11 protein-coding genes are annotated in these 12,015 nt (G+C 60.3%); all 11 read left to right on the top strand.

The annotated features are described in order from the left end of the window. Window positions 1-990 (top strand): methionine adenosyltransferase (gene metK, locus Q0072_RS00935; protein WP_298324415.1); only part of this gene is annotated, 990 nt, incomplete at its 5' end. Window positions 991-1,052: 62 nt separating this feature from the next. After that, entirely contained in the window at window positions 1,053-1,766 is a 714-nt protein-coding gene (gene trmB, locus Q0072_RS00930; RefSeq protein WP_298324412.1) for a tRNA (guanosine(46)-N7)-methyltransferase TrmB, read from the top strand. A 105-nt stretch (window positions 1,767-1,871) separates the two neighbouring features. Beyond that, on the top strand, window positions 1,872-2,492 hold the full coding sequence (locus Q0072_RS00925; RefSeq protein WP_298324409.1) for a hypothetical protein: 621 nt from the start codon (window positions 1,872-1,874) through the stop codon (window positions 2,490-2,492). A gap of 165 nt (window positions 2,493-2,657) precedes the next feature. Further along, on the top strand, window positions 2,658-3,326 hold the full coding sequence (rimP, locus tag Q0072_RS00920; RefSeq protein ID WP_298324407.1) for a ribosome maturation factor RimP: 669 nt from the start codon (window positions 2,658-2,660) through the stop codon (window positions 3,324-3,326). Window positions 3,327-3,341: 15 nt separating this feature from the next. Next, window positions 3,342-4,982 carry a transcription termination factor NusA gene (nusA, locus tag Q0072_RS00915; protein ID WP_298324404.1) on the top strand — a complete coding sequence of 547 codons (1,641 nt, stop codon included), beginning with the start codon at window positions 3,342-3,344 and terminating at the stop codon, window positions 4,980-4,982. Continuing rightward, window positions 4,960-5,688, top strand: coding sequence for an RNA-binding protein (locus tag Q0072_RS00910; RefSeq protein ID WP_298324401.1), 729 nt, complete (start codon window positions 4,960-4,962; stop codon window positions 5,686-5,688). The genes nusA and Q0072_RS00910 overlap by 23 nt, the downstream gene beginning before the upstream one ends. A 163-nt stretch (window positions 5,689-5,851) precedes the next feature. Beyond that, window positions 5,852-9,079 carry a translation initiation factor IF-2 gene (gene infB / locus Q0072_RS00905; RefSeq protein ID WP_298324398.1) on the top strand — a complete coding sequence of 1,076 codons (3,228 nt, stop codon included), beginning with the start codon at window positions 5,852-5,854 and terminating at the stop codon, window positions 9,077-9,079. 113 nt (window positions 9,080-9,192) lie between these two features. Beyond that, window positions 9,193-9,414: a hypothetical protein gene (locus Q0072_RS00900; RefSeq protein ID WP_298324395.1), complete on the top strand. Its 222-nt coding sequence runs from the start codon at window positions 9,193-9,195 to the stop codon at window positions 9,412-9,414. Beyond that, window positions 9,392-10,057 carry a zeta toxin family protein gene (locus tag Q0072_RS00895; RefSeq protein ID WP_298324392.1) on the top strand — a complete coding sequence of 222 codons (666 nt, stop codon included), beginning with the start codon at window positions 9,392-9,394 and terminating at the stop codon, window positions 10,055-10,057. The genes Q0072_RS00900 and Q0072_RS00895 overlap by 23 nt, the downstream gene beginning before the upstream one ends. Window position 10,058: 1 nt before the next feature. After that, entirely contained in the window at window positions 10,059-10,937 is an 879-nt protein-coding gene (gene purU, locus Q0072_RS00890; RefSeq protein WP_298324389.1) for a formyltetrahydrofolate deformylase, read from the top strand. Window positions 10,938-10,999: 62 nt separating this feature from the next. After that, on the top strand, window positions 11,000-11,680 hold the full coding sequence (locus tag Q0072_RS00885) for a hypothetical protein (protein ID WP_298324386.1): 681 nt from the start codon (window positions 11,000-11,002) through the stop codon (window positions 11,678-11,680). Window positions 11,681-12,015: the final 335 nt, after the last annotated feature.

The raw sequence follows: 12,015 nt of genomic DNA, 5'->3' as shown, positions 1-12,015 counted from the left end.
GACGACAAGATGCGCGAAATCATCGCCGGTTTGGAAGACAAGGTGCGCGCCGCCATCAAAGATATCGGTTATGCGCAAAAGGGCTTCCACTGGGCCACGGCCCACTATGCTTGCCACCTGCACGCCCAGTCGGCGGACATCGCCATGGGCGTCGATTCCGGAGAGAACAAGGACGAGGGCGCCGGCGATCAGGGCATCATGTTTGGCTATGCCTCGGACGAAACCGCTGAGCTGACCTCGGCCCCGCTGCAATGGTCACATAACATCCTGCGTCGTCTGGCCGAGGCGCGTCACGGCGGCGATCATCGACTGGAACCTGATGCCAAGTCGCAGGTCACGGTGCAGTACGAAAACGGCGTGCCGTCACGCATCCTCAAGGTGCTGGTTTCGCATCAGCATAAGGAGGGCCTGACGCCCAAGGACGTCGAAGCCATCGTCAAGCCCTACGCCCTCGAAGTCCTGCCGCAGGGTATGGTGACGGCGGATACCGAATGGCTGGTCAATCCGACCGGCAACTTCGTCATTGGCGGCCCCGATGGCGACGCGGGCCTGACCGGCCGCAAGATCATCGTCGATACCTATGGCGGCGCGGCTCCGCACGGCGGCGGTGCCTTCTCCGGTAAAGACCCGACCAAGGTGGACCGCTCGGCGGCCTATGCCCTGCGCTATCTGGCCAAGAACGTGGTAGCGGCGGGCCTCGCCAAGCGCTGTACGCTTCAGGTCTCTTATGCCATTGGCGTGTCGCGCCCCCTGAGCTTCTACGTCAATACCCATGGCACGGGTCAGGTGGACGAAGCGAAGCTCGAAGCCCTGCTGCCGGAACTGATCGGCGGTCTGACGCCGCGCGGCATCCGTCTGCATCTGGGCCTCAACAAGCCGATCTATGAGCGCACGGCGGCCTATGGCCACTTCGGCCGCACGCCGGAAGCCGATGGGGGCTTCTCATGGGAGCGCACCGATCTGGTTGACGCGCTCAAGCGCGAGTTTTAAGAGAGCGGCTTTCCCGGCACCTCCTCTGACTACAGGGGAGGTGCTTTTGCAAAAGGCGCTCTATGTCAGACGAAACACCGCCCGCCATTTCGCCGTCGTGGGGCCCCATGCGCTCGTTCGGGCGCATCAAGTCGCGCACGCTCAAGCCGCGTCAGGCCGATCTGTTCGACACGCTTCTGCCGACCATCGAGGTCAATGACGCTCTGATCGCGCAACTCACTGCCGGCAACCTTGGCGGCTATAGCGAACTGTGGCTGGAGATCGGCTTCGGTGGCGGCGAGCATCTGGCGGCGCAGGCGGAACGAAACCCGCAGGCCCTGATCCTCGGTTTCGAGCCCTTTCTCAATGGTGTCGGGTCCCTGCTGCGCCATGTCGATGAGCGCGGTCTGAACAATGTGCGCCTCATGCCCGGCGATGCGCGCCCGGTGATCGACCGCCTGAACGCGGCCTCGATCGATAAGGTGTTCATCCTCTTCCCCGATCCGTGGCCCAAGGCCCGCCACCACAAGCGCCGCTTTATCCAGACTGAAACGCTGGATGCTCTGGCACGTGTGATGAAGGACGGGGCGCGTCTGCGCTTTGCTACCGACTGGGCCGACTATGCCGACTGGACGCTGGAACGCGCCACGGCGCACGCCGCCTTTGACTGGCCTGCCCAGTCGCAAACGGAATGGAACACGCCGCCCGCAGATCACATCACGACGCGTTATGAAGAGAAGAAGCTGGGCGATTGCGCGCCGGTTTTCCTCGACTTTTATCGTCACGCGCGAAATTGACGCGAAAAGACCGCATTTCACCCCGGTTCGACGCAAACCTGTAGCCATGCGTGTCGTTTTGCTCTGTATTAACTATGGTTAATATTTGGGGTAACGGGGTCGTCCATGGAAAGCCTGCATAAGGTTTCGGCGGGGTTTGTCTTCGCCTTTCTGTGCCTGCACATGGCCAACCATTTTGTCGGTTTACAGGGGCTCGATACCCACATCGCCTTTATGGCCGTGGCACGCATGGTCTATCGCCACCCGGTGGTCGAGATGGTCGTGCTGCTGGCCTTTCTGGTGCAGATACTGACCGGTTGGGCGCTGGCGCGGGAAATCTGGGCGAAGAAGAAGGATTTCGTGCATCAGCTTCAGGCGGCGTCAGGCACCTATATCGCCTTTTTCGTCCTCACCCACGTCGCCTTTATCTTCTATGTGCGTCAGTTGCTGGCCGTGGACAGTGATATCTACGTCATCGTCGCGGGCCTGATGCAAACCGGCTGGATGTACGCACTTATCCCCTATTACGGATTGGCGATCTTTGCCCTGTTTGTGCACATGGGCTGCATCCTGTTCGACATTTTCAAGAAGACACTGCGGCCGGTGTCATGGGGGCTTCTGGTCGTAACGGCCGGCATTGGCGGCTATGCCACCTGGCTGCTGATGATGTTCTATACGGGCCACACGGCGGCCCTGCATGTGCCTGCGGACTATTTTGACCTCTATCCACTGATCCATACGAAGTAGGGGTGGCGAGCGCCTGTTTATTGGGCTTGGCAAACTCACGGCGAGGGTCTATAAGCACCTCAACATCGTCCGAACGGCCTTGCGGCCCCGGCGGCGGCCCTCAAGAAGGCCAGCCGCTTTTTTGTTGCCTGAAACGTTGCGGACGAACCATCTGAGGACCTATTTTTGCGCGCCAAGACCACCGAAGACCGCAAGCTGATCGAAGCCTTTGACCCCATAGCCGAAGCGCTGGGGCTCGACATTGTGCGTGTGCGCCTGATGGGCTCCAACAAGCCGGGCGGTGCGCGCCGTTTGCAGATCATGGCTGAGCGTAAGACCGACGGCGACATCACCGTCAATCAGTGCGCCCGTCTGTCGCGCGCCCTGTCGGCCTGGCTGGAAGAGTCTGATCCGATCACCGGCGAATATATCCTCGAAGTGTCGTCGCCGGGCATTGACCGTCCGCTGACCCGCCTGAAGGATTTCGATACCTATTCGGGTCTTGAGGCGCGTCTGGAGCTGGACCGCTTGGCCGAAGGGCGCAAACGCTTCCGCGGCATCCTGAATGGCACCGAAGAGGGCGAATACGTCGCTATCGACCTCGAAGGTGAGGAAGACACAGCGATGATCCCGTTCGACTGGATCATCGACGCCAAGCTGGTGCTCAATGACGAGCTGCTCAAGATCGGGGCCGAAAAGGCCGCCCTTCGCCGCGAGCAGGGCGAGGATGATGAGGAAGAGGACGAAGACCTCGATTTCGGCGACGATGCCGACGCTGAATTTGAGGACGAAGATTTCGACGACGCCGATGACGATTTCGGCGATGACGACGACGACAAACTGACAAAAAATTAAACTGGGAACAGTGACATGAGCTTTACCGGAATCAGCGCCAACCGTCAGGAACTGCTGCAAATCGCCGACGCCGTCGCGCGCGAAAAGCAGATCGACAAGTCGGTCGTGCTCGCCTCGATCGAAGAAGCGGTGCAAAAGGCTGCCCGTTCGCGTTACGGCGCCGACCACGACATTCGTGTCCGCGTCGATCCGCGTACCGGCGAAATGACCATCACCCGTTATGTGACGGTGGTGCCGGACGAGGAGCTTGAGAACGAATACGCGCAACGCGGCCTGACTGAGGCCTTGCGCGAAGACAAGGACGCTTTCGTCGGCAAGACCTACGAAGAAGTCCTGCCGCCGTTCGAACTGGGCCGCGTCCAGTCGCAGATGGCGCGTCAGGTCGTCACGCACAAGGTGCGCGAAGCCGAGCGCGAGCGTCAGTATGATGAGTTCAAGGACCGCGTCGGCGAAATCGTCAACGGCACGGTCAAGCGCGTCGAATACGGCAATGTCATCGTCGATCTGGGCCGTGGCGAAGGCATCATGCGCCGCGATCAGTCGATCCCGCGCGAGGCGTTTCAGGTCAATGACCGCATCCGTGCCTATATCTATGACGTGCGCCGCGAAACCAAGGGCCCGCAGATCATGCTGTCGCGCGCCCACGGTGGCTTCATGGCCAAGCTGTTCGCGCAGGAAGTGCCGGAAGTCTATGATGGCGTAATCGAAATCAAGTCGGTCGCCCGTGATCCGGGTTCGCGCGCCAAGATGGCCGTGCTGTCCAACGACAACTCGATTGATCCGGTCGGGGCCTGCGTGGGTATGCGTGGGTCGCGCGTGCAGGCCGTGGTCGGTGAACTGCAAGGCGAAAAGATCGACATCATCCAGTGGTCGCCGGACGAAGCCACCTTCATCGTCAACGCTCTGGCCCCCGCCGAAGTGTCGAAGGTCGTTCTGGACGAAGAGGAAGATCGCGTTGAGGTCGTGGTGCCGGATGAGCAATTGTCGCTCGCCATCGGCCGTCGCGGTCAGAACGTGCGTCTGGCTTCGCAACTGACGGGCTGGCAGGTCGATATCATCACCGAGTCGCAGGACTCTGAGCGTCGTCAGAAGGAATTTGCCGAGCGTACCGCCCTGTTCCAGGAAGCGCTGGACGCCGATGAGGTCATCGCTCAGCTTCTGGTCACTGAAGGCTTCTCGACCGTCGAAGACCTCGCCTATGTCGATCAGATGGAAATCGCTGCCATCGAAGGCTTCGACGAAGACACCGCTGCCGAGCTTCAGGCGCGCGCCCGTGACTATCTGGAGCGTTTCGAGGCCGAGCAGAACGCCAAGCGCGTTGAACTGGGCGTTGAGGACGAGGTCCTGAACGTGCCGGGCATCACCCTGGCCATGGCGGTCGCTCTGGGCGAAGCCGGTGTGAAGACGGTCGAAGATCTGGCCGATCTGGCTACCGATGAAGTGCGTGGCGGCTTTGAGCAGCGCGGGGCTGAAAAAGTCCGCGTGCCGGGCGCTCTGGAAAGCTTCTCCCTGTCGGTCGCCGATGCCGAGGCCCTGATCCTCAATGCCCGTATCGCTGCGGGCTGGATCGAAGCGCCGGAGCCGGAAGAGGCTTACGAAGAGTCCGAAGTGTCTTATGAAGAGGAGGGCGCGAATGACGCCATCCCTGAACAATGAGACCCTTATCGATCTGAATGACGATCTGGCTGAGGCGGGGGATACCCCGTCTCAGACCGTTTCCGTGCGCGTGTCCAACCGCAGGGACGTCGCTTCGCACCAGTCGGTTCCCCGTGACGGCCTGATCCGCTTTGTGGTCGGGCCGGACGGCTTTGTGGTGCCTGATCTCAAGGAAACCCTGCCCGGACGCGGGCTGTGGCTGAAGGCCGATGCCGACAGTCTGGCTCTGGCCATCAAAAAGAATCTGTTTTCGCGCGCCGCCAAACGGGCGGTCAAAACCCCGGAAGGCCTTGATAGCCTTGTGCCCGCCCTGATCCGCAAACGCCTGCTGGATCAGCTTGGGCTGGCGCGGCGCGAAGGAAATCTGGTCACGGGGTTTGAAAAAGTCGCCACAGCGCTTAAATTAGGCAAAACCGCGCCTCATGCGGCTGGCCGTGCCGCGTGGCTGATCGAAGCCTCTGACGGCGCCGAAGACGGCCGCAGTAAACTTCTGAACCTCAGTAATGGCCAGACACCGTCCGTTGGACTGTGTGGCCTGTTTTCCAATGATGAACTGAGCCTCGCCCTGGGGCTCGAAAATGTAATCCATGCGGCCCTGATTGAAGGGCGGCGGGCTGCGGCGTTTTCGCGTGAAGCGGAACGCCTCGGCGGGTTTGAGGCGTTGTTTCCTGCCCAATGGCGCGAAAGGCCCTTTAACTCAAACTGAAAAGCGACTATCAGGGCGTGATCTTTTCACGGTCTGATCGTGGCCAGAGCGATGTGCCGAGACTGTATGTGGCGTTTTTGACGGCCCCATCGCTTAAACCGAATAACGATTGTCCGAAACGAAGCCGGAATGCCGGCTTCATCATGTGTATGTTGCGAGCTGAATGAGCGATCCGAAAGACGATAAACCCGAAGCCCCCAAAGGCGATAATACCCGCGCTCCGCTGAGCCTGAAGCCGCGCGTCGGTGGCAATGTGTCCACCGGCACCGTGAAGCAGAGCTTCAGCCATGGGCGCTCCAAGACGGTGGTGGTGGAAACCAAGCGCCGCATCGGCACGCCTGCGCAAGGCGCGCCTTCGGGTGGGGCTCAGGGCACCGGTGGCGCGCCGCGCGCCGGCGGTGAAAATCTGGCGCGTCCGCGTCCGGCCGCCCCGCAGGGTGCACAGTCTGCGCCGCGTCCCGCATCGGGTGGCAATGCCGGCGGCCTGCGTCAGGATGAGCTGGAACGCCGGGCCCGCGTGCTGGAACAGGCACGCGTCGATCAGGAACGCCGCGAAGCCGAAGCGCGCCGTCAGGCCGAGCAACGCGCCCGCGAAGAGGCGGCCCGCCGTGCGGCGGCTGCCGAAGCGGCACCGAAGTCCGAAGCGCCTGCCCCTGCACCCGCGCCGTCCGAACCCGCCCCACAAGCGCCTGCTGCGGTTCAGGCCGAAGTCCCGCGTCGCAGCCCCATCGAAGAGGCTCTGTCGCGTCCGGCCCAGCGTGCGCCGCGTGAAGACCGCCGTGATGGCTTCCGCGATGATCGCGCGCCCCGTTCGGATCGTCCGCAAGGCGACCGTCCGCAAGGGCAATATGGCGACCGTCCCCGCTCGGATCGCCCGCAAGGTGACCGGCCTCAGGGGGATCGCCCGCCATTTAACCGCGATGGCAACCGTCCACAGGGCGACCGTCCGCAAGGTCAATACGGTGATCGCCCCCGTGGAGACCGCCCGCAAGGTGACCGGCCTCAGGGGCAATATGGTGATCGTCCCAGAGACGGTAATCGCGGTGACCGCCCGCAAGGGGATCGTCCGCCGTTTAACCGTGATGGCAACCGTCCGCAGGGCGACCGTCCCAACTACGGCGAACGCACGCCGCGTGGCGACCGTCCGCAAGGGGATCGCCCGCCGTTTAACCGTGACGGCAATCGTCCGCAGGGCGACCGTGGCCCCAGAGATCCGAACCGTCCGCAGGGCGACCGCGGTCCGCGTCCGGCCGGTGAAACCGTCCGCTATTCGGCCAATTCGCCGCGTCCGCCGCGTGGTCCGGCCGGTGTGGCTCCGAACGCTCCGGCTGTGTCGGAAGTCGATCGTATCCGTTCCTCGCGCGGTTCGCCAGTTGGCAAGCCCGGTGATGTGCGTGCGCGTACCGGGGACGACGATGATCGTGGCCGTCGCGGCGGCAAGGCCGGTGCGCCGACCAAGGCCGTCTCGCAGACCCGTGGTGAGCCCAAGCGTCGCGAAGGCCGCCTGACCCTGCAAGCCGTTGTGGGTGACGACGAAGGTGCCGCCGACCGCATGCGTTCGCTGGCCTCGGTTCGCCGGGCCCGTGAGCGTGAACGTGAAAAGCGCAAGGGCGTCACCACCGAACAGGCGCGTGTGTCGCGTGACGTGGTCATCCCGGACGTTATCACGGTTCAGGAACTGTCGAACCGTATGGCCGTGCGCGCCGTGGACATCATCAAGATGCTGATGAAGCAAGGGATGATGCTCAAGATCAATGACGTGATCGACTCCGATACCGCCGAACTGGTGGCCACGGAATTTGGTCACAATGTGAAGCGCGTCTCCGAAGCTGACGTTCTCGAAGGCTTTATCGACGCCGCCGACCATGACGATGACACCATCGTGCGTCCGCCGGTCGTGGCCGTCATGGGTCACGTTGACCACGGCAAGACCTCGCTGCTCGATGCGCTGCGTAAGGAAGATGTGGCGGCGGGCGAAGCCGGCGGCATCACCCAGCATATCGGTGCCTATCAGATCAAGGTGCCGTCGGGTGAGCGTATCACCTTCCTCGACACGCCGGGCCACGCCGCCTTCTCGGCCATGCGTGCGCGCGGGGCCAATGTGACGGACATCGTGGTGCTGGTTGTGGCCGCCGATGACGGCGTCATGCCGCAGACCATCGAAGCCATCAACCACGCCCGTGCGGCCAAGACGCCGATCATCGTCGCCGTCAACAAGATGGACAAGCGCGAAGCCAATCCGCAGCGCATCATCAACGAACTTCTGCAATACGAAGTCGTCGTCGAAGCGCTGGGCGGCGAAACCCAGATCGTCGAAGTGTCGGCCAAGACCGGCCTGGGTCTCGACAATCTGGTCGAAGCCATCCTGCTTCAGGCCGAAGTGCTGGACCTGCGGGCCAATCCGGACCGTACCGCCGAAGGCGTGGTGATTGAGGCCAAGCTCGACAAGGGTCGCGGTCCTGTGGCCACGGTTCTGGTCAAGCGCGGTACGCTGAAGCGCGGTGACATCATCGTGGCCGGGGGTGCCTGGGGCCGCGTGCGTGCGCTCATCGACGAACGCAATGCGCAACTGCCCGAAGCGGGTCCGTCGCAGCCGGTGGAAATCCTCGGCCTCGATCAGGCCCCCGATCCGGGCGAAGCCTTCGCCGTGGTCGAAAACGATGCCCGTGCCCGTGAAATCACCGAATACCGTCAGCGCGTGAAGCGTGAAAAGATGGTGGCTCCGGTGGGCGTGTCGCTGTCGGACATGATGTCGAAGCTCAAGGACAATAAGGTCAAGGAGCTTCAGCTGATCGTCAAGGCGGACGTGCAGGGGTCGGCCGAAGCCATTATCGGCTCGCTGGAAAAGGTCGGCAACGAAGAGGTCCGTGCGCGGATCATCCATTCGGGTGCCGGCGGTATCACCGAGTCCGACGTGCAACTGGCCAAGGGGTCCAACTCGCCCATCATCGGCTTCAACGTCCGTGCCTCCAAGCAGGCGCGTGATCTGGCCGAACGCGAAGGCGTCGAAATCCGCTACTATGCGATCATTTACGACCTGATCGACGATATCAAGGGCGTGCTGTCGGGCATGCTGGCTCCGATCCAGCGCGAAACCTTCCTCGGCAACGCGGAAGTACTCGAAGTGTTCGACATCACCAAGGTTGGTAAGGTCGCGGGCTGTCGCGTCACCGAAGGCCGCGTCGAAAAGGGGGCGCGCGTGCGTATCCTGCGCGACGACGTCGTCATTCAGGAAATGGGCGTGCTCACTACGCTCAAGCGCTTCAAGGACGAGGTCAACTCGGTCGTGGTCGGTCAGGAATGCGGTATGTCCTTCGGTCCGTTCCAAGACATCAAGAAGGGCGACTTCATCGAATGCTTCACGGTCGAAGAGATCAAGCGAACCTTGTAATCAACTTTCAGAACTGAGCGAGCGCGGGGCGAAAGCCCCGCGTTTTTTTGTGGTTGGAATTGCAGGACTTGTAAAAGCGGCTATATTACAACTATCCGAAGAGACGTATTGCCATGCCTAACATTGAAATCGCTAAGCGCAAGAAGTCGCAAGCCCGACCCAAGACGGTAGGCGTTAAAACAATTACCACCGATCAGGGTGAAAAAAGCCGCGTGTATACCGTTAGCAATAACAGCCCCAATTTAGGGCAGGATTTGCTGTATGCGTTCCGTAAGAGCGTTGAAAAGGCGCGGGACGAAAATCTAAAAATGTTTGGAACGCGCTCTGGAAAATAAGCCGACAGCACCAAGGTTAAACAAACCCGTTCTGTGGATTATTGCTGGGCCAAACGGCTCGGGCAAAAGTTCAGCCTATGGAATGTTGGCTGTAGAGTCGCCCAAAGATTCAGTATGGATCATAAACCCTGATCTTTTAGCGAAACGTATCCACGAACATGAGGGGTGCGTGCTAACAGACGCCAATTTACAGGCCGTCAAACGTATCGAGACTTGGCTTTATGCTTCTGTGGACGCCTATCAAACAGTGGGCGTTGAAACCGTTCTTTCGAGTCCGAAATATCAGAAGCTTGTCACTCAGGCTAAATCTAAAGGATTTGAAATTAATCTCATTTTTGTCTATTTGCGCTCTGTTGACCTGAACATCGAACGTGTAAGGCTAAGGGTCAAGAGGGGCGGTCATGATGTGCCCGAAGACAAGATCAGAGAGCGACGCGTCCGGTCTTTCGATCAGTTGTCCTGGTTCTTTAAGGCTGTTGACAGGGCTTTTATCTTTGACAATTCGGACGCAGAGCCAAAACTTATATTTGGCAAAGAAGCTGAGGACAGGATGGTTTCGTACGGTGCGGCTTCATATGAAATTAAGCAAAGCCTGACAAGGGCTTATCCTGAACTGTCTTCCTTCTGGAAACCCGCCCGCTAACATGCCCGATACGACCTTTTTCGACCCGTCCCATTACGTTCTGATCATCAAATGCCCGGACACGCGCGGTATCGTCGCGGCGGTCTCCGGCTATCTGAACGACAATGACATTTCCATCGTCGAGTCGAACCAGTTCAACGACAGTCAGGGCGACATGTTCTATGTGCGCGTGGTCTTCAAACAGGCCGGTGCGCGGATGCCGCCCATGTCGATCCTGCGCGAAGGGTTCAAGCCGATTGCTCACCGGTTCAGCATGGAATGGGACATCCATAATCTGAGCGTTCGTCCGCGCGTCGTTATCGCCGTGTCGAAGTTTGGTCACTGCCTGTACGAACTGCTGCACCGCTGGCGGTCGGGCCTGTTGCCGGTGGAAATCGCGGCCGTGGTGTCGAACCACGAAGATATGCGTTCGTTTGTCGAATGGAACGGCCTGCCCTATGTGCACCTGCCGATCACCAAGGACACCAAGGCCGAGCAAGAGGCGCAGTTCCTCAGCCTGATTGAGACGCATCAGGCCGATCTGGTCGTACTGGCGCGTTACATGCAGATTCTGTCGGATGACTTTTCGCGCCGACTGGAAGGCCGCTGCATCAATATTCACCACTCCTTCCTACCATCGTTCAAGGGCGCCAAGCCCTATCATCAGGCGCATCAGCGCGGGGTGAAGATCATCGGGGCGACGGCGCATTATGTGACGTCTGATCTCGATGAGGGACCGATCATCGAACAGGACGTGCAGCGCGTGCACCACGGCCTGACGCCGGAGCAACTGGTAGCCATCGGTCAGGATATCGAGGCCCGCGTACTGGCGCGCGCCGTGACCTGGCACGCCGAACGCCGTGTCATAATCAACGGCGGCAAGACGATCGTGTTTAGCTGATTTCGCACTTGCGAAACCCCTGACGCCGTTGCACAGTCAGATAACGGATTGGGGAAAACACCATGTCAGCGGGCAAGCGGAAGCGGACGAAAGCGCCGGTTTCCAACCTCTATATCGTACAATATGCCGAAGTGACGGGCGTCGGCATGGGCCGTCTGAGCGATGGGGCACTGTACCTGACACAGCGCGGGCTGGCGCGTCTGTGTGGCGTGCAAAACGCCCATATCGGCACGATCAGCCGTGACTGGGGCAGCGACAAACCGCGCATCCGGGCGATCAAGGCCCGCCTGTCCGATATGAACGAAGAACGCGGCGCTGCGCATTCGGTCCTGACCTATCAGGGGCGGCGTCAGTATTGCTATGATGTGGCGGTGTGTCAGGCCATCCTCAGCTATTACGCCCACGACGCTGGTCGGCATGTGCAGGATGAAGCGGCGGCGCACGTCTATGACGGGGCGGGCCTTAACGCCTATATCGCCCATGCTCTGGATGGGTTTGTCGCGCCGGTCGAAACGCCGCCGATCCGCTTTCAACCAGTCGCTGAGATGCCCGCCGACGAAGGCGAGATTGTCGTCGGCTATGAGGTCAATGACGCCATTTCACGCATGGTCATGGCCTATTACCAGCTGTCGTTCGCCATGGCGCAGGCCTATGTCAACTGGCTGCGCACCCTGATGCAGGCGGCATCCTGGAACCGTCTGGGCCTTTATGTGCCGCTGAACGCCTTTATTTCGCGCGGCTGAATGGACTTTGACCTAGAGCATTCGTCGGCTAAGTTGAGCCGCCGAATGGCTCTAGATCATTATGATTTCTGGTAGAAACATAATGATCCAGATTTTTGTTTAGCCCCTCACCGGGCGGTGGCTTGCGCCACCTTGGCCGCCGCCTCAATGGCGGCTTGAGCGGAATGATTCCAGTAGAAATCATTCCGCTCTAATTATTTCTAACGCCTCATGCCGAAAAGTGGTGTCCACTTTTCGGCATGAGGCTCTAGAGCGAAATGATTTTAGGTTGAAGCATATCCTGAGTTCGTGAAGTAGTTTGCGCATTCGTGTGGAGGAAAGAAGTCAATGAGTTT

This window comes from Asticcacaulis sp. (assembly GCF_027484505.1).
Classification (GTDB): Bacteria; Pseudomonadota; Alphaproteobacteria; order Caulobacterales; family Caulobacteraceae; genus Asticcacaulis.
This window is presented reverse-complemented; position numbering and strand designations above follow the sequence as displayed.